At 67.8% G+C, this 18,122-nt stretch carries 15 protein-coding genes and 1 pseudogene; 8 read left to right on the top strand and 8 right to left on the bottom strand.

The genetic code is table 11. The features are described 5' to 3' along the window. Positions 1-11: 11 nt before the first annotated feature. Both A3ES_RS0117035 and A3ES_RS47445 read right to left on the bottom strand, forming a co-directional pair. Complete coding sequence (locus A3ES_RS0117035; RefSeq protein ID WP_020388049.1) at positions 12-893, bottom strand: sigma-70 family RNA polymerase sigma factor; 882 nt, start codon at positions 891-893, stop codon at positions 12-14. A gap of 398 nt (positions 894-1,291) precedes the next feature. After that, positions 1,292-3,061, bottom strand: a complete 1,770-nt coding sequence (locus A3ES_RS47445) for a hypothetical protein (RefSeq protein WP_020388050.1) — start codon at positions 3,059-3,061, stop codon at positions 1,292-1,294. 216 nt (positions 3,062-3,277) lie between these two features. Here A3ES_RS47445 and A3ES_RS0117045 point away from each other — a divergent pair, with 216 nt between their 5' ends. From A3ES_RS0117045 to A3ES_RS0117060, 4 genes are all read left to right on the top strand, one after another. After that, the gene (locus tag A3ES_RS0117045; RefSeq protein WP_020388051.1) at positions 3,278-4,237 is read left to right on the top strand and encodes a carbohydrate ABC transporter permease; all 960 of its coding nucleotides are present in this window, start codon (positions 3,278-3,280) and stop codon (positions 4,235-4,237) included. Then, on the top strand, positions 4,227-5,111 hold the full coding sequence (locus tag A3ES_RS0117050) for a carbohydrate ABC transporter permease (protein ID WP_020388052.1): 885 nt from the start codon (positions 4,227-4,229) through the stop codon (positions 5,109-5,111). The genes A3ES_RS0117045 and A3ES_RS0117050 overlap by 11 nt, the downstream gene beginning before the upstream one ends. A gap of 76 nt (positions 5,112-5,187) precedes the next feature. Beyond that, positions 5,188-6,462 carry an ABC transporter substrate-binding protein gene (locus tag A3ES_RS0117055; RefSeq protein WP_020388053.1) on the top strand — a complete coding sequence of 425 codons (1,275 nt, stop codon included), beginning with the start codon at positions 5,188-5,190 and terminating at the stop codon, positions 6,460-6,462. Positions 6,463-6,553: 91 nt separating this feature from the next. Then, the gene (locus A3ES_RS0117060) at positions 6,554-7,705 is read left to right on the top strand and encodes a Gfo/Idh/MocA family protein (protein ID WP_020388054.1); all 1,152 of its coding nucleotides are present in this window, start codon (positions 6,554-6,556) and stop codon (positions 7,703-7,705) included. Positions 7,706-7,868: 163 nt separating this feature from the next. Here A3ES_RS0117060 and A3ES_RS0117065 read toward each other — a convergent pair whose 3' ends face one another. Further along, on the bottom strand, positions 7,869-8,840 hold the full coding sequence (locus tag A3ES_RS0117065) for an SDR family NAD(P)-dependent oxidoreductase (RefSeq protein WP_020388055.1): 972 nt from the start codon (positions 8,838-8,840) through the stop codon (positions 7,869-7,871). Between the two features lie 214 nt (positions 8,841-9,054). Between A3ES_RS0117065 and A3ES_RS51295 the strand changes: the two genes are divergently transcribed. After that, positions 9,055-10,281, top strand: a complete 1,227-nt coding sequence (locus tag A3ES_RS51295; protein WP_051084733.1) for a sensor histidine kinase — start codon at positions 9,055-9,057, stop codon at positions 10,279-10,281. A gap of 5 nt (positions 10,282-10,286) precedes the next feature. Further along, positions 10,287-10,955, top strand: coding sequence for a response regulator (locus A3ES_RS0117075; protein ID WP_020388057.1), 669 nt, complete (start codon positions 10,287-10,289; stop codon positions 10,953-10,955). A gap of 337 nt (positions 10,956-11,292) precedes the next feature. Here the strand turns inward: A3ES_RS0117075 and A3ES_RS47455 are convergent, their stop codons facing one another. Next, positions 11,293-11,892 carry a phosphotransferase gene (locus A3ES_RS47455; RefSeq protein WP_020388058.1) on the bottom strand — a complete coding sequence of 200 codons (600 nt, stop codon included), beginning with the start codon at positions 11,890-11,892 and terminating at the stop codon, positions 11,293-11,295. A gap of 367 nt (positions 11,893-12,259) precedes the next feature. On the opposite strand from A3ES_RS47455, the gene A3ES_RS51300 reads away from it, so the two are divergent. Then, positions 12,260-13,942 (top strand): hypothetical protein, encoded by a 1,683-nt coding sequence (locus tag A3ES_RS51300; protein ID WP_051084734.1) that lies wholly within the window; start codon positions 12,260-12,262, stop codon positions 13,940-13,942. A 115-nt stretch (positions 13,943-14,057) separates the two neighbouring features. Here the strand turns inward: A3ES_RS51300 and A3ES_RS0117090 are convergent, their stop codons facing one another. Together A3ES_RS0117090 and A3ES_RS0117095 are read right to left on the bottom strand one after the other, a co-directional pair. After that, positions 14,058-15,257, bottom strand: a complete 1,200-nt coding sequence (locus A3ES_RS0117090) for a cytochrome P450 (RefSeq protein WP_020388060.1) — start codon at positions 15,255-15,257, stop codon at positions 14,058-14,060. Between the two features lie 69 nt (positions 15,258-15,326). Then, the gene (locus A3ES_RS0117095) at positions 15,327-15,923 is read right to left on the bottom strand and encodes a TetR/AcrR family transcriptional regulator (protein ID WP_020388061.1); all 597 of its coding nucleotides are present in this window, start codon (positions 15,921-15,923) and stop codon (positions 15,327-15,329) included. Between the two features lie 112 nt (positions 15,924-16,035). Between A3ES_RS0117095 and A3ES_RS0117100 the strand changes: the two genes are divergently transcribed. Then, positions 16,036-16,818 (top strand): SDR family NAD(P)-dependent oxidoreductase, encoded by a 783-nt coding sequence (locus A3ES_RS0117100; protein WP_020388062.1) that lies wholly within the window; start codon positions 16,036-16,038, stop codon positions 16,816-16,818. 15 nt (positions 16,819-16,833) lie between these two features. Here A3ES_RS0117100 and A3ES_RS0117105 read toward each other — a convergent pair whose 3' ends face one another. Together A3ES_RS0117105 and A3ES_RS0117110 are read right to left on the bottom strand one after the other, a co-directional pair. Then, positions 16,834-17,781 (bottom strand): GlxA family transcriptional regulator, encoded by a 948-nt coding sequence (locus A3ES_RS0117105; protein ID WP_020388063.1) that lies wholly within the window; start codon positions 17,779-17,781, stop codon positions 16,834-16,836. Between the two features lie 100 nt (positions 17,782-17,881). Continuing rightward, a pseudogene (locus A3ES_RS0117110) lies at positions 17,882-18,122 on the bottom strand (IS256 family transposase); the annotation flags it as partial.

The raw sequence follows: 18,122 nt of genomic DNA on the forward strand, positions 1-18,122 counted from the left end.
TTCGATCCGCGCTACTCGGGTCGCACGGGCAGATCCATGGCGTCGAGGCGCTTGCGGTCGCTCACGGTCAGGAGCTCGACGATCCGGCCGTCGACCACGGTGCACGCCACCACGCCGAGCACCTTGCCTTTCGCACCCCAGGCCAAGAACCCGGGATCGCCGTTGACCAGGACCGGGAGCGCCGAGGTCATCGACCGGATGCCGCGCAGGATCGGACCGGCCACCTCGGCCGCCCCGACCGTGGTCATCACGCCCTGCGGGTGGTACGTGCGCCAGGTCACCTTCGGATCGAGCAGCCGTACGAGCCCTTCGAAGTCCCCGTTCCGCGCCGCGGCAAGAAATGCGTCGACCACTGCGCGCTGCCGCCGCGGCTCCTCCTCCGGCAGCGATGTGCTCTGCACCTTCCGGCGAGCCCGGCTGGCGAGCATCTTGGTCGCGTCGGTGGACCGCCCGATGATCTCGCCGATCTCGGCGAAGGGCACGGCGAACATGTCATGCAGTACGAACGCCAGCCGCTCGGTGGGCGTGAGGGTGTCGAGTACCACCAGCAGTGCCAACCCGACCGATTCGGCGAGCATCGCGTCGTCCTCGGGTGCCGCCCCGCCGTCCACGGTCACCACCAGCTCGGGCAGCCGGTCGTCGTACGACAGTTCGGCCCGGGTCTTGCGCGAGCGCAGCACATCGATGCAGACCCGGCCGACCACGGTGGTCAGCCAGCCGGCCAGGTTGTCGATCGCGGCCGCGTCCTGTCGCGCCAGCCGGATCCACGCCTCCTGCACCGCGTCCTCGGCGTCCACCCGCGATCCGAGCATCCGGTAGGCGACCGCCACCAGGCGCTCGCGCTGCTGCTCGAACGTTCCCGCTAGTGCTTCGTGCGGACCTGATCCGGTCATTTCGTTACCTTCCTTACGCGAGTTCCGTCATGATCATGACGGGCCCGACGATGCCGAGGTAACCGCTCGGCGTGCATCCTGATGGAAGCACAGCGGCGGCAACCAGTGATCAGCATGTGTTACCGCTGCCCCAGCCCCCGTCCAAGGAGTCCGTGACGCGCGTCAGCATGGCCCGGGGGCGCCGTAGTACTCGCCGAATATCGGGCGGATTGTGGCTGACCCGACGACAAGAAGACAGTCCCCCGCCAGCGGGTGATCTTCACGGGTCCATGAGATGAAGCGCCTACGCGGTATCCCTGCGGGCCAACGGCCTCCCCGTCCCTGAGATCGCCCGAAAGCTCGTCATCCCCTCGGTCGCCACCGTCGACCGCCTCCTCGCCGAAACCGGCACTGACCGTTCAGGAGGCCCGGAGGTGAAGCGTGTACCGCGCCGGCGAGCGGCCGGTGAGGTAGACGCGGAGGCCTTCTGGGGTGAGGCTGCCGTTGAGGTGGGTGTAGCGCTCGCCTGGGTCCATGGTCACCCGGGTCGGGCCGTTGCCGGGGCCGAACTCGATCCGGTCCGTGCCGACTGTGTAGGCGCCAGTGCCTTCGACGAGCTGGTAGTTGCCAGCAGCATCGAGTTGTTCGACGCCGCTCAGCGTGCCACCCGGCCGGAAGCACAGCTCGATCGCGAACGGTACTTCGGAGCCGGACAGCTCGATGGCCAGGTCGAAGCCGTTGCTGACCTCGGTCACCGCGACGGCGGTGCTGAGAGTCCGGTACTGCTTCGGCCGGTGCGGGAATTCCATCTTGGCGTAGAAGCGGCCTTCGTTGGTCAGCGCGTAGGAGCCGTCGCTGCGCCGGTAGCGCTTCGGCAACGGCAGGTGGTACGGGACCTTGACCTCATCGCCGAGCTGGAAGGACCACTGACCGGTACGGCGCAGGCCGTCGCTGCGGAAGTGCCCGGTACTGAAGAACTGCGGCGACAACCGGACGGAGTCGAGGATCGCGGCACCGCTGCGGAACTTGAAGAAGGTGGGACTGGTCGACAGCCCGGACGCGATCACCGGGATGTCGTGGAAGTCGGTGCCGCCGAAGAGCGTCGCAGTACGGGCGCCGCGGCGGATGCGAGCGAGCTGATGCGCCGGGAAGTCCTGGCTGAAGTCCTCCGGCGCCGGCGCGGCGGCCGGGAGCGGAGCCGCGAGGTCGGGGCGCTCGAGGACCTCGGCGAGGAAGTCGCCCAGCTCGCCGGTACCGCGGCGTTCGATGTCCTTGGCAACGGTCGCGAACCGGCCGTCGCGGTCGTGCAGGGCCAGCTCGCGGAACTGGGTCAGGTACCACCAGACCTCGCGGATCCGGTTCTGGTCCTGCCGGCGAGAGGCGGTCGAGTCCACCTCGCCGTTCGGCTCCAGGAGGAACAAGGTGGCGGCCAGGTTCCGGCTGACGACGGGCAGCAGTTCCGGCTTGCGGCGCAACCAGGCGATCGTCAGCAACGACGGATTCGTCACCTCCGAGGCGTATGTGGAGCTCCGCTCGCTGTAGATCCCGTCCGGGGTCGCGTCGATGCCCTCGTCGAGCCAGTCGTCGATGCGGGCGGCGTACCGGCGGTCGGGGAAGAGGTGGTGGATGCGGGCAAGGGCCGCCGACACCTCCCAGCGGTGGTTGGGTGTGTGCACCCCGCCGGTGGCAAGCGCGGGTCCGGCCTTGCGGATGATCCGTTCGAGGACGGCTCGGGTCGGCTCGGTCGCGGGCTGACCGTCAGCATCGAGCAGGTCCAGGATCAGGCAGAGGTCCTGCAGCGCGAAGGCACTGTCAGGCGGCGAGTGCAGGTTGCCGACGTCGTAGGTGCCGTCGTCGTGCTGCAGCGTCGCGAGCCGCTCGACCAGGAAGGTCAGCGGTTCGAGCAGGCTGTTGTCGTGATGACGGGCGGACCGTTCCCAGACAAAGCCGGACACCATTCGCCTGGCTTTCCGGGCGGTCGCGCGAACGCTGTCGCCGGCGTTCTTGTAGGTGTCCAGAACGAGCGGTATCTGAGCCTCGTTCCTTTTCGTCAGGAGGCTGAGAAATGCCTCGTCGACACTGGTGGCCGCTGTCGCCGCCCCGGCTGTCGCAGCCGCCGCCGACCCGGCCGGCAGGGCGCCGGCGGAGAGGGCTCCGAGGGATCCGGCAAGGAACGTCCGACGCTGCATAGAGGCCTCCACAGGCAGGGAAAGCGGTTGCCAAATGCCCAGTACTGTTCCGGCGGCAGGGGGCTTTGTCAAGACTTTGCAAGTGTCCGGAATCGGACGTGGTAATTGCTGGAAAGGTCTTGTCTGAACCGGTTAGCTGCCGTAACTTAACCGCCTGGGCAAACGCTTTCCATTGACCTGGTCCGCCGGCCTCGAGAGTTTCTGGAGGAAAGTACTATGAGCGCGCTGAGTGAACTGGGCACGCTCCGGCGGAAAAAACCGCCTGGGCACAAGCGCGGTCCAGGCGGTGGCGCCGGAAAAAAAGCCACTAAAGACAATCTGGCTGCTTATCTCTTCCTGACACCCTGGCTGATCGGCTTGTTCGTGATCACGATCGGGCCGATGCTCGCGTCGCTCTACCTGGCCTTCACGGACTACAACCTGATCCAGGCGCCGGAGTGGATCGGCCTGGAGAACTTCACCCGGATGCTGTCCGACGAGCGGCTGCACAACTCGCTGCGCGTCACCTTCACCTATGTCCTGGTCTCGGTGCCCCTGCAGCTCGCGCTCGCTCTGCTGCTGGCCGTCGTGCTGGACCGCGGCGTCCGCGGAATGGCGTTCTACCGCTCGATCTTCTACTTGCCGTCCCTGCTCGGCTCCAGCGTCGCGATCGCGATCCTGTGGAAGCAGGTGTTCGGCACCGAGGGCCTGCTCAACCAGCTGCTCGCGCAGGTCGGCATCGAGGGCAAGGGCTGGATCTCCGACCCGAGTACCGCGCTCGGCACGCTGGTCGCGCTGAACGTCTGGACCTTCGGCGCCCCGATGGTGATCTTCCTGGCCGGCCTGCGGCAGATCCCCGCCATGTACTACGAGGCGGCAGCGGTCGACGGCGCCGGGTCGTGGCGCCGGTTCCGCAGCATCACACTGCCGATGCTGACGCCGATCATCTTCTTCAACCTGGTGCTGCAGATCATCCACGCGTTCCAGTCGTTCACCCAGGCCTTCGTCGTCTCCGGCGGCACCGGCGGGCCGTCCGACTCGACGATGTTCTACACGCTCTATCTGTACGACCGCGGCTTCGGCAACTTCGACATGGGCTACGCGTCGGCGATGGCGTGGTTCCTGCTGGTGATCATCGCCGTCCTCACCGCGGCGAACTTCGTCGCCTCGAAGTACTGGGTGTTCTATGACGACTGAAACCATCGGCCGCACGCTCCCGGCCAGCCGCAGTACGGCGTACGGGTGGAAGCGGGTGAAGCCACTGCTCATCCATGGTGCCCTGGCGGCCGCCGCGCTGGTGATGCTCTACCCGGTGATCTGGATGGTGGTCAGCTCGCTGCGGCCCGGCGACGAGATCTTCCGCGAGCCCGGCATCCTGATCCGCGACCTGCAGATCAGCAACTACCGGGTCGGCTGGAACGCGCTGACCGAACCGTTCACGCGCTATCTGCTGAACTCCGCGGCGGTGGTGTTCGGCGCGATCCTGGGCAACCTGGTGTCCTGCTCGATGGCGGCGTACGCGTTCGCCCGGCTGGAGTTCGCCGGCAAGAAGTTCTGGTTCGCGATCATGCTCGTGACGATCATGCTGCCGATCCACGTGGTGATCGTGCCGCAGTACATCCTGTTCTCGCAGGCGGGCTGGATCAACACGTTCCTGCCGCTGGTCGTGCCGAAGCTGCTGGCCACCGACGCGTTCTTCGTCTTCTTGATGGTGCAGTTCATCCGCGGCATCCCGCGCGAACTCGACGAGGCGGCGCGGATCGACGGCTGCAGCAAGACCGGGATCTTCCTGCGGGTGATCCTGCCGCTGATGGTGCCGGCCCTCGCGACCACCACGATCTTCACGTTCATCTGGACCTGGAACGACTTCTTCAGCCAGCTGATCTACCTGACCGATCCGAAGATGTACACCGTGCCGGTCGCGCTGCGATCGTTCGTCGACGCCACCGCGAGCACCAACTGGGGCTCGATGTTCGCGATGTCGGTCGTCTCCCTGGTCCCGGTCTTCCTCGCCTTCCTGCTCGGCCAGCGCTTCCTGGTCAAGGGCATCGCCACCACCGGCATCAAGTAACCCCTGAAAGGTGCACACCATGAGGCCGCTCATTCGAACAGTGTCAAGTAGGGGGTCGCGCCGGCGATTCCGGGCGGTGGCCGCCATTGCGATCGCCGCCAGCCTGTTAGCCGCCAGTGCCTGTGGCGGCGACTCGGGCGGCGGCGCGAACGCCGACGGCGAGGTCACCCTCCGGTTCAACTGGTGGGGCTCGGACACCCGGCACAAGATCACCCAGGAGGTGATCGACTCGTTCCAGAAGGAACACCCGAAGATCAAGATCAAGGGTGAGTACGGCGAATGGTCCGGCTACTGGGACAAGCTCGCCACCACGGTCGCCGCCAACGACGCGCCGGACATCATCCAGATGGACGAGAAGTACCTGCGCGAGTACGCCGATCGCGGCGCGCTGCTGGATCTGAAGAAGGCCGACGGGCTCAGCACGGACAAGTTCGAGCCGGACACCCTGGGCGCCGGCGAGTTCGACGGCGGGCTGTACGGGCTGAACGCGGGGATCAACGCGTTCACGATCGTCGCGAACCCGGCCGTCTTCAAGGCGGCGGGTGTGCCGATGCCCGACGACAAGACCTGGACCTGGGACCAGTACACCCAGATCGCGGCCCAGATCACGACGAAGCTGAACGGTAAGGGCTGGGGCACGGGGGCGTACGGAACCAACGACGCGAGCCTGAACATGTGGGCGCGGCAGCACGGCCAGTCGCTGTTCACCAAGGACGGCAAGCTCGGGGTGACGCCGGAAGGCGTGACCGAGTTCTACACCAACCTGCTGAAGATGCGGGATGCCAAGGCGACGCCGACGGCGGAGTTCACGTCGCAGGATATGAACGCGCCGCTCGACCAGGGCGGGATGGCGACCGGGAAGCTGGCGATGAGCTACAGCTGGAGCAACCAGCTGAACGCCCTGAGCAAGGCTTCCGGGCAGCAGTTGAAGTTGCTGCGGCTGCCGAGCGTCAGCGGCAAGGCGACTGAGAACGGCGCGTACTACAAGGGGTCGATGTTCTGGTCGATCTCGTCGCGGTCGAAGCACCCGAAGGAGGCGGCCGAGTTCGTCAACTACCTGGCGAACAGCACCGCCGCCGGCAACCTGTTGCTCGCCGAGCGTGGCGTGCCGCCGAACACCGAGATCCGCGCCGAGGTCGCACCGAAGCTGAAGCCGGCCGACGCCGCGTCGCACGCGTTCATCCAGGAGATCGTCAAGGAACTCGGCGAGCCGTCGCCGCCCCCGCCGGTCGGTGGTGGCCAGGTGGAGAAGATCATCCAGCGCTACACCACCGAGGTGCTGTTCGGCCGGCAGAAACCCGACCAGGCAGCCAAAGCCTTCATCGACGAGGTCAACGGGGAGATCAAATAGTGTTGCTGATGGCAACTGATTGCCGATGACCGGGAGTACCCCGGGCGCCGAACCGGCGCCCGGGGGTGCCCTCCGCTCTGAAGGAACCGGCGTGCTGCCGCGGGTGGCGGTTGTTGGCGTGCATGGCCATGGCGCCTCGCATGTGCGGGCGGCCGTCCGGCTGACGATTGCCGGCCGCTGCCAGCTCGTCGCCGTCGCCGACCCTCGCCCGCCGGCCCCCGACCAGCTCCCCACCACCTGGACCCATCCCGAGGTTGCCGTCTACTCGGACCTGCCGGCTCTGCTGGCTGCTGAGGCGGTGGATGTCGTCGTCATCTGTACGCCGATTCATACTCACGTGCCGTTGGCGGAGTTGGTGTTGCGGGCGGGGGCTGATGTGCTGCTGGAGAAGCCGCCCACGCCTTCGATGGCTGAGTTTGAGCAACTGACGGCAGTGGTCGCCGAGACTGGGCGGAGTTGCCAGATCGGGTTTCAGGCACACGGTTCGGGCGCCGTACTGGCGCTCGCCTCGATCGTTGCCGACGGCACCTTGGGCGAGATCCGCGGGATCGGCGCAACGGGCAGCTGGGTGCGGACTCAGTCGTACTGGCAGCGAGCGAAGTGGGCCGGCCGGCGGATGCTCGACGGCGTCGCGGTGGTGGACGGCGCGGTGACGAATCCGTTCGCCCACTCCGTCGCGGCGGCTCTGCTGGTGGACGGCTCCGGCCGCGCCAACCAGGTGGAGTCCGTGGAGACCGAGCTCTTCCACGCCAACCCGATCGAGGCCGACGACACCTCCACGGTCCGGATCCGTACGACGCGCGGCACCACCATCCTCGCCGCCTTCACGCTCTGCGCGGCCGAGACCTCACCGCCCCGAGTGACCGTCTACGGCTCGGCCGGTCGCGCCGTCCTGAGTTACACCACGGACGAACTCGAGCTCACGACGGCAGACGGCACCACCAGTACGCAGTACGGGCGGGATGAATTGCTGGACAATCTCCTCGACCATCGACTCGACGGCGTGCCGTTGCTCGCACCCTTGGACTCCACCGGTGCCTTCACGCGTGTGCTCGACGCCATCCGGTCAGCCCCGGTGCCGCAGGCGATCGAGGCCGATTGGGTCGGCGAAGGGGACGAGCGGCACCCGGTCGTGCCCGGAGTGGAGAAGTGGATCGAGCGGGCCGCCGAGGAGCAGTTGCTGTTCGGCGAACTCGGCGCGCCCTGGACCAATCGGCAGAGAACAGAGCCGGAGCTTCGATAGATGACGCAGTACCTCGGTTGCAACCACGCCGTCGACCGGTCCATCCAGGTCACGGCAGCCATCCGGAGCCCCAGCCCATCAAAGCCGGCCGCGACCGCGAGGGGGTGAGCGTGTGAGCTCCGGTCGACACGGGCGTTTGATGGGCTGGAGGTTCGTTGCCGGGTCAGGGGAGCGAGGCTGAGGCGCCGCCGTCGATCACCTGGGCTGATCCCGTCATGAAGGGGTAGCGGTCGGAGGCGAGGTCGAGGACGAAAGCGGCGATCTCCTCGGGTTTGCCGGCCCGGCCGGCGGCAGGTGCCCGTGAGCGAGCGGCGGCGGCGACGGCCGCGCGGTAGGCGGTGTCGGGGAGCCTCTCGGTGCCGGAGAGCTTGCGGACCATCTCCGTGTCGACGAAGCCAGGCAGGACGGCATTGACCCGGATGCCGTCGGCGCCGTAGTCGAGGGCCGCGGCCTGCACCAGGCCGATCAAACCGTGCTTGCTGGCGCCGTACGCGGCGAACCCCTGCCGGACGGCCAGCCCGTTGATGGACGAGGTGACCACCACAGTGCCTCCGCCTGCTGTGAGCAGGTGCGGGATCGAGTGCTTGAGGGTGAAGAACGCACCCCGGACATTGGTGTTCTGGATGTCGTCCCAATCGGCTGTGGCGACTTCGTGGAGCCGTTTGATCTGGTGGATACCAGCATTGCTGAAGACCACGTCCAGCCGGCCGTAGCGTTCCGCGACGCTGTCGGCGAAGCGGCGTACCTGGTCTTCCACCCTGACGTCGGCCCGCAGGTAGGTCGCTTCGTGGCCCGCTGCCCGGATCTGCTGCTCCACCTGGCGGCCGCGCTCCTCCCTCCGCCCGCAGAACCCGACCTTGGCGCCCTCGGCCGCGAAGGCGAGCGCGGTCGCGGCCCCGATGCCCGAGGTGGCGCCGGTGATCAGGACCACCTTGCCGGCGAACCTCGCGCCGTCCGCCGGGGCCGCGGTCATCCGCGGGCCGGTATCCGCGGTGAGCCGGCCGCCGATGGCGCCTGCGGCGCCGGCCACCAGGGCACCGCTCGCCGCCGCGCCGACCACGGCCCGCCGGCCGTACCGTCGGGCTGGTCTGCCGGTTTCGGCTGTCTCGGCTGTCACTTTCTGGTCGTCAGTCATCTTGCTCAGGCCTCCGCTCGGTTCCGGCCCTGTTGTCGGCCGGCCAACTCCTGCAGCCTAGGAACCGTGGCACGGGACCGGCATCTGCTGAACGGCCGGTCTTGCCCTGTCGGTCGTCCGCCCGTACTACGACCTCCGGGCTAGGTCGGAAGTCGGATCCGGTGGGGCCTGATGTCTGATGACGGCCTCGGCAGCGGTGTGCTCCACTGGGGAAGTGCTCTCGCAAGCGGCGAACGGCCTGTCGGCCGGTGGTCAGTCGACCCACCGGCAGTTGCTGCCTGCCTCCACCTGGATGACCGTGCTGGTCGGGGTCGGCTGCCTGCTGATGGCGACCAGCCGCAGCCTCGGTCCGTTGACCTGGGCAACCGTCCTACTGGTGGTCACCCCGGTCGGACTGCTGATCATGCAGTTGCTGATCGGCCGGCGGTACGGCGATCGGCCGCCGCTGGCCCTCGCGGCGGGTGCCGTCGTCGGCCAACTCGGCATGATCGAGGTGGTCTCGCAGCTGGACGGTCTGAGCATCGCCTCGATGCTCTATCTCGCGCTGCCGTTTCCGGCAGTGTTCTGGCTGGGATCTCGTGCCGGTCTCGCGGTCAGCGCTGTCGTCCTGACCTTGTTCACGGTCAGGTTCCCCGCCGCCAAGCCTCAGTGGCGGACAGATCCGGACATGCTGCACAGCTACTTGCTCTTCGCGATCGCCGTTGTGCTGGTCACCGCCACTGCCCTGTTGGTTCGGCGCGAGCGAACCAGCAGGGAGCGGGCCGAGCGCTTGCTGCGTGACCTCGGTGCTTCCCATCGTCAACTGGTCGAGTCCCAGGGGCGCGTCGCCGAGCTGGCTACGATCGAGGAACGCAACCGGCTGGCTCGCGACATCCATGACAGCCTCGGCCACCACCTCACTGTGATCAGTGTCCAGCTGGAGAAGGCCCAGTTGCTGGTCGCCGAAGATCCCGTGGCCGCGTCCGCGGCGGTCGCCAACGCGAAGCGGCTCGCCGATCAGGCCCTCTCCGACGTCCGGCACTCAGTCGGCGCGTTGCGGAAGGATGAGGCTCCTTTCCTGCTGGAGCCGACTCTGCGCGGCATGGTGGCCGATCTGCGTGTCCTGCCGCTCAACCTCAGTCTGCGGGTCACCGGCGATGAGCAACACTATTCGCGTCAGCAGCTGCTGGCCCTGTACCGGGCCGTCCAGGAAGGCCTGACGAACGTGCAGCGCCACGCCCGGGCCAGCCAGGCGCGGGTGGTGGTCGAACTGACCGAGGAGGCCGCCTCGGTGACGGTGGAGGATGACGGTGTCGGTCCGCCGGCCGGTCCTGGAGTCGGTCTGCGCGGGGTCCGGGAGCGGTTGGAGCTCGTCAGCGGCCGGCTGGTGCTGACGACAGCACCAGGAGGAGGTACCCGGATGTCGGTCACGATTCCCCGGACGCAGGCAAGGAAGGCTTGAGCCGAGTGGAGACCAGCGGGAGTATCCGGTTGCTGATCGTCGATGACCAGGAACTGATGCGGGACGGGCTGGCCGCCATTCTGGAGCGGCAGCCCGGCATCGAGGTGGTGGCCGCTGCCGCTGACGGCGCCGAGGCACTGCGCCTGGTGGAAGAACTCGCCCCCGACGTGGTGTTGATGGACGTCCGGATGCCGGTTCTGGACGGGGTCCAGGCGACGGCGGAGATCGTCCGTACCTGGCCGGCCGTCAAGGTGGTGATGCTCTCCACCTTCGATGACGATGATCATGTCACCCAGGCGTTGCAGGTGGGCGCCACCGGCTACCTGCTGAAGAATCTGCCGGCCCAGGATCTCGCGGAAGCGGTCCGGCTGGCCAGCCGTGGTGTCCTGCAATTGGCGCCGGCGGCCGCGGCCAAGGTAGTGGCCGCGCTTTCTTCGGCCGCCCACAAGTCACCGCCGACGGCGCCGCCCGCCGAGCTCGCGCGCCTCACCGATCGCGAGCGCGAGGTTCTACAGTTGGTCGCGGTCGGCGCCAGCAACCGCGAGATCGCCCGGGACCTGGTGATCTCCGAAGGGACGGTCAAGAGTCACATCTCCAGCATCCTGGGGCAGCTCAACCTCAGGGACCGAACCCAGCTGGCGGTCTTCGTCCACCAGAACCTCCCCGGCCGCTGAAGCCCAGCCGGCCTTCCCGGAGCTCCAGCCCATCAAAGCCCCGTCCCCACCGTCAGGGGGAGCCTGCGAAGCCCGCTCGACGGGGGCGATTGATGGGCCGGAGCTCCGCGCCTCGCTGTTCAGCGAACTCGGCGCGCCCTGGACTACAGCAAGCTGAGAGGACGCCGCCCCCGGCGTCCTCTCAGCTCGTCTTTTCGGGCAAGGCTCAGCGCACGAAGAGCCAGTACGCATGGGCGGCTCCTTGTCAGGGTTCGGTGCCTCAACGACGCCGGCTCCCCGAAAGCTAGCGCCGCCCCTCCGCCCTGACCCGGTTTTCGAACGAAGTCGATCAGCCCCGTCAGAGGAGTTCGTTGGCGGCCTTGCGGAGATTGTCGAGTTCGCGCTGTGCCCAGCCTTCGTGGATCGACTCGGTGCCGCGGATCAGTGGTTTGTCGATCAGGTGGAAGCGCAGGTTGAAGATGCTCGCGACGACGGCGAGGTACGGGATGGCGGCGAGGTCTGCGTCGGGGAGTTCGCGGCGACTCGTGTAGCCGGCGCGGAAGTCGGCCCAGTACGGCGTACTGGCGACGCCGGTGAAGTCGGCGGCGCGGTAGCCGACGCCCGACAGGTCGAAGTCGTGGATCGAGAGGCCGTCGCGAGTGATGAGGAGATTGTCGAGGCTGACATCGCCATGGCAGATCCCCTTGCTCAACGCATCGGAGTACTGCGCGAGGTTGTTCCGTACTGCGTCGGCGAGGACCCGGAGCAGGTTTTCCTCCGCGGGCGCAAGGAGGGGAAGAACCTGAGCGAGCTGTTCATCCAGATTTGATCCGCGGCGCGCAGGTGGTGAGGTGAAGTCGTCGGTGGCGTCGTGGAAGGTGGCGACCAGCTCGCCGAAAGAGTGGTACAACTCGCCGTCGACGGGTGGGTCAGCTGGGTCGAAAGCCCTGTCTCCCAACGGATTTCGGCGGGTTGCCGGCCGTCCGCGCGGTAGAGCTTGAGGATGAAGCGGGCGTCGGCGGTGGTCAGTTCGTACACGTCGTTGACCAGCGATCGCAGCAGGGTGCAGCCGGTGAAGGCGAGGGGGTAGACCTCGGTGAGGTGGTCGCGCAGGGCTCGCGGATCGGGCAGTGAGCGGAGGGTCGGGATCACCGGCGCGACGCTACTTCGTTCTCTCTGCGGTGGCCCACAGATTTTGCAATAGCAGGTGTGAAGCGAGGGCTTGATGGGGAGGTAGGGGGAGCGGTAGAGATTCGTTTCCGGTATCGCCTCCCCTGAAGGGCCCGGGAACCGGTAGCCTCATCCAGCCACCTGGATGGCATCGCATGACCACCACCGACGAACTGCCGGAGAGCCCAAACCGGTCAGGAGACCACGTCTTGCAGGAGAACACCACCAGCACCAGTACTGGCGAGCTCGCCAACGTACCCCTCACGGGTGCTGACAAAGTCGCTTACGCCTTCTACGCAACCGCGGCCGCCGCCGCACTCGTCGGTCAGGTCTGGGCCGGCGCCACTCACATCCCGTGGCCGGAGGAAGGCTTCTCGCCGCTTCTCAAGGTCGCCCTGGTCACGCCCGCGGTGGCTGTCATCGAGCTCGGTGGCGTCGCCACCGCGGCCCTTGCCGACCTGCGCCGGCGCAAGGGCGAGCAGGCCTACGCCTACCGGGCCATGTCACTGTTCGCGGCCGTCGTCGCGGTCGTCTTCAACGTGGTCGGCCACTGGCGGCCGGAGGAGCGCTTCCTGGCCTTCGGCTTCGGCGGCCTGTCCGCGTTCGCCTATGTACTCTGGCTGATCCACAGCTCGGCCCGTCGCCGCGACGCGCTGCGCAATGCTGGTCAGATGGCAACGACCGGACCTGTGTACGGCGTCGTGCAATGGGCCCGCGAGCCCAAGGTCACTTGGGCAGCGCGGGGGATCGCGCTCGAGCACGGCCTCGGCCTGTACGAGAGCCTTCGCGCGGCTCGCGTGCAACGGCGCAACAACGCCCGACGCGACGCGATCGCCGGAACCGTTGCCGAGTACATCCGTTCCGAGCACCAGGACGAGCGGCTCGCGAAGATCGCCGAGACGACGTACGACGCGGACCGGCTGGCCGGGATGCTCGAGGACCGGATCAACTACGAGGTCATCACCAACAAGCTGACGCTCGCGATCTCCCCACCGCCGCCGCCCGAGCCGGAGCCGGCGAAGGAGGAGCGGACGGATCTGCGCGCCGCGGTCTGGGTCGTCGAGGGCACGACACCGCCGCCGGTGCAGCACATCCCCGTCCAGCAGTTGCCGGCCCAGCAGGTTCGTCCGACGGGTGGCGTTCCGCTGCGCGACGACGAGCAGTGGGGCGAGGCGATGACCGGCGAGCTGATGGCGGTCGACTACCTGCCCTACGACCGCAGTACGGAAGAAGCGGACGAGGCCGAGGTTGTCGACGTCGAGACTGCCGCGGCCGAAGCAGCTGCCCAGCAGCCGGTTGTGGCCAAGCCCCGTCCTGACTCGCCGTTCGTCCAGCACCCGGTGGACGAGGCGCCGCCGGCTGTCGACCAGCGGCGCGTAGTACAGCCGAAGCCTGCTGTGGCCAAGCCGGCCCCTGCAGCGCCGAAGCCGGCTGCGTCGAAGCCCGCTGCGACGAGCAAGCCGAAGACCGTGCGCAAGTCCGTGCCGCAGTCAGCTGCGCCGGTGCCGGTCGTCGAGGAGCCCGTCGTGACGACGGAACCCATCAAGGTCGAGGAGCCGACCGTCGTCGCTCGCGAGGTCACTGCGCGGACAGCGCCGGCGCCTTCGCGTCCGGCGCCGAGGCCGAAGTCGTCGAACGGCAGTAGCGGCGACCTGGAGAAGAAGCGCATGCGTGCTTGGGCGCTGCTCTCCGACTGGCCGGAAGACCGTCCGCGGACAGCCGCCACGCTAGCCTCTGCGATCGCGTCGAACGAGACCGACGCCGCGCGCCTGCTGGCGGAGTACGACGCAGAGCACGGCACCAGCAACCTCACCCTGGTCGCCAACTCGCAAAGCTGACCCATTCCCCGTGCTCATTCGCCCCCTTTTCACCCTCTTCGACTGCGGCGGCTCGCTGAAGAGCTGCCGCCGAGGGTGAAAAGGGGGCGAATGAACACAATGGTTAGGGTCATGCCTAGCCGAGGATGACCGGGAGCTCGGCGAGGCCGCTCACCAGGACGCGGCGCCACTGGAGTTCCTCGGCGGGCTTGGCGAGGCTCAGCTTCGGGAAGCGGCGCAGCAGGGCGAGCAGTGACTCCTGCAATTCGATGCGGGCGAGCTGCGCGCCGAGGCAGAAGTGCGGGCCGAACCCGAAGGACAGATGTTTGTTGTCCTTGCGATCGAGCTGCAGCTCGTCGGGGTTCTCGTACTCGCGCGGATCGCGGTTCGCGGAGTTCAGCGCGGCCATCACGCCCTCACCCGCCTTGATCTGTACGCCGTGCAGCTCGATGTCCTCGACCGCGACCCGCAACTGACCGACCTCGCTGAAACGGTTGAAGCGCAGCAGCTCCTCGATCGCCGGCGGCACCAGGTCGTGGTTGTCGACCAGCCGGGCCCAGTTCTCCGGCCAGCGCAGCAAGGTCGCGACGCAGCTGGAGATCTGGTTCGCCGAGGTCTCGTGGCCGGCCACCAGCAGGTTGACGCCGAACGAGATCAGCTCGTCATGGCTGAGCCGGTCGCCTTCCTCGCGGGCCCGGACGAGTTCGTCCAGCAAGTCCTCGGCGGGCTTGCTGCTGTCGGCCAGCTTGCGGGTGACGAGCGCGTCGATGTACGCCGTCAGGTCGGTCATCGCTTGCTCGACGAGATCCTTCTCCGCCATCCGCATGCTGTAACCGAGTTCGGTCCACTCGCGGAACTGCTCGCGATCGGCGTACGGGACGCCGAGCAGTTGGCAGATCACCTGGATCGGCAGCGGCAGCGCGACGAGTTCGCGGATGTCGGCGCCGTCGCCGGCCTTCGCGACGTCGTCGGCCAGTTGCGCCGACAGCTCCGCGACCCACGGCCGGGTCCGCTCGATCCGCCGGTGCGCGAACGTCGACGACACCAGCTTGCGCAGCCGGGTGTGCTCGGGCGGGTCGGTCGTGGTCAGGCTGTTCGGCATCGGCTTGGCCAGCGCGACCCGCGGCGCCCCTTGCTTCACCACGGCGGCCCGCGAGAACCGCGGATCGGCGAGCACCATCCGCACGTCGTCGTACCGGGTCACCAACCAGACCTCGGCCCCCGCCAACGTCCGCACCCGCGCCACCGGCCGCCCTTCGCGCAACTCCGCGAAAGTCGGCGATGGATCGAACTGGAACGCATCGGCGAACGGGATCTCCAGCACCGGCTCCGTCATGCCCCCGACCCTATGCGGCTTAGGTAACCCTTCGCTCCTCGTCCCAGCGGGTCGCCGTCACCTCAGAGCTCAGAGCTGGGCGGCCGAGGTGCCGACGCCGCGGAGCAGCGTGTCGATCAGCACGGTGGCGATCGTATCGGTGCCGGACTCGGTCAGCCGGCCGGCGCTGACGTCCTGGCAGGCCTCGTGGATCAGGGCGTAGTACACCCGGCGGGCCCAGACTGGGTCGACGTCGGCGCGCAGTACGCCGGTCTCCTGCAGGCGGCGGAAGAGCCGGTCGCAAGAGGCGACCACCCGGGTCTGGATCTCGTCGACTTCGTTGCCCTTGGCAAGCGTCGTGTTCATCGAGAAGCCCCAGGAGATCTTCACCCGGAGCACGTTCGCGGTCGCCTGGTAGAGCGCGACCAGAGGTGGCGTGGTGTCGGGCCGGGCCTCGTCGACGGCGGCTTCGAGTTGCCGGCTGGCCCAGACCGCGAGCGAGGTGATCAGCGCTTCGCGAGTGGTGAAGCGCCGGTGCACGGTGGTCCGGGCCACCCCGGCCGCCGCGGCGATCTCCTCCATCGTGGCCGCCGGATTGCGGGCGAGGGTCCGCTCGGCCGCTTCCAGGATCGTCCGCACGGTCCGCTCGGCGTCCGCGCGCAGGGGACGGATGCTGACGTCGTTCATGGCTCAAAGATTACTCCACCGTCGCTCATTTTCCACTACTTGCAACATCAGTGATGCCGATAGTACGGTTTGAGGGTCAGAGTAGATGCAACTAGTAAGAGGCTTATCGCTGATGGATCTCCAGTTGAAGGACAAGACCGCGCTCGTCACCGGTGCCAGCCGGGGGATCGGCCTGGCTGTGGTCGAGCGGCTCGTCGAGGAAGGCGTCCGGGTCGTCGCCGCGGCCCGGACCAGTACTCCGGCGCTGAAGGAGACGGGCGCGTTCGTAGTACCGGTGGACCTGACCGAGCCGGACGGACCGGAGCGCTTGGTCGCGGCGGCCGGCCAGGAATTTGGCGAGCTCGACCTGCTGGTGAACAACGTCGGGGGTGGTGACGGTGACGCGACGGCCGGGTTCCTCGGGGTCGACGACGAGGTCTGGCGGCAGATCTTCGGGGTGAACTTCTTCGCGACCGTGAAGACCACCCGGGCGGCGCTGCCGAGCCTGATCCGGCAGCGCGGCGCGATCGTCAACATCTCGTCGAACGGCGCGCGGATCCCGTCCAGCGGGCCGGTCGCCTACACGACGGCGAAGGCCGCGCTGACCGCCCTCGGCAAGGCCTTGGCTGAGGAGTTCGGACCGCAGGGCGTGCGGGTCAACACTGTCTCACCGGGGCCGGTGCGCACGGCACTCTGGGAGCACCCGGAGGGGTACGGCGGCCAGCTCGCGCGAAAGTTCGGCGTACCGCAGGAGCAGTTGCTGGCGGCGTTGCCCGGGCAGGTGGGGATGCTGACGGGTCGCCTGATCGAGGCCGGCGAGGTCGCCGACCTGGTCGTGCAACTCTGTTCACCCCGCGCGGGCAGCATCATGGGTGCCGACTATCTGATCGACGGCGGAATCCTCAAGAGCGCCTAGCTTTTCCCGACAGGGTCAGCCAATCGGGGCGAAGGTTCTCCGGTACGCCGTCGGGGTGGTGGCCAGCGCTTTGGTGAAGTGCTGGCGGAGGAGGAGGGGGCTGCCGAAGCCGCTGGCTGTTGCTATCTGGTCGATGGTGAGATCGGTGGTCTCCAGAAGCTCCTGGGCGCGGCTGATGCGCAGGCGGATGACCCATTGCAGTGGCGTGCTGCCGGTCTGGGCACGGAACTGGCGGCTGAGGGTGCGGGTGCTCATCGAGGCGTGGCCGGCGATCGAGGCGAGGGTCAGGGGTTCGGTGAGGTGCTCTTGCATCCAGCGCATCACGGGCTCCAGCGAACCCTCGCCGGCGATGGCGGGCGCGGTCAGGAACTGCGCCTGCCCGCCGTCGCGATGAGGCGCCATCACGAGCCGGCGCGCGACAGTGGCCGCGACCGCGGAACCGTGATCCTGACGGACCAGATGGAGGCAGAGATCCAGCCCGGCGGTCACTCCGGCGGAGGTGAGCAAGTCGCCGTCGTCGAGGTAGAGCACGTCGGTGGCCACCTCGACCTTGGGGTAGCGGCGAGCCAGTTCCTCCGCATGCGCCCAATGCGTCGCGGCCGGGCGACCGTCGAGCAACCCGGCGGCGGCAAGCGTGAAGGCACCTGTGCAGATCGCCGCGATCCGGATGCCCCGGCGATGCGCCTCGCGCACGGTGGCGAGCACCTCGGCCGATGCCGTGTACGACGCCGGCACGATCAGGGTGTCGGCGTCCAACGCGTCCTCGAATCGGTACGGCGCCTGCGCACGGAAGATCTCCAGCCGATGCGCGCGCACCGTAGTACCGGCTGAGCTGCCGCACACGCGCACGTCGTACAACGGCTCGCCACTGATCGGATCGTACGCCGCCGCGAACACCTGGCAAGCCCCAGCCAACTCCAACCCGACCGCACCCTCAACGGCCAGCACCGCAACAATCCGCATGGCTTGAACCTAACCAACGACGACTATCAAGCCACTCCCGTACCCCGGTCCGAGCATGTCCCGAGTTGTGTGGAACTTGGGTGACGATCCACGGTGAACTCTAGGCGACGGCACCGACAGTTTCTGTGTGGTCGGTGGTGTCGGGGTGGGTGTGTCGGTGGAGGGCGGCGACGAGCTGTGGCATGTGTTTGTAGCCCTTGATGCGGCGGAAGGATCGTTCGGCGTTGAGCATGCCGGCCGCGGTCCAGCGCAGCACCATGTGCCCGTCGCGCCAGCGGGACACGTTGCGGTTGGTGGTTCGGGCGATCGAGATCATCGACTCCACGGGGTTGGAGGTGGTC

This window comes from Kribbella catacumbae DSM 19601 (assembly GCF_000372465.1).
Classification (GTDB): Bacteria; Actinomycetota; Actinomycetes; order Propionibacteriales; family Kribbellaceae; genus Kribbella; species Kribbella catacumbae.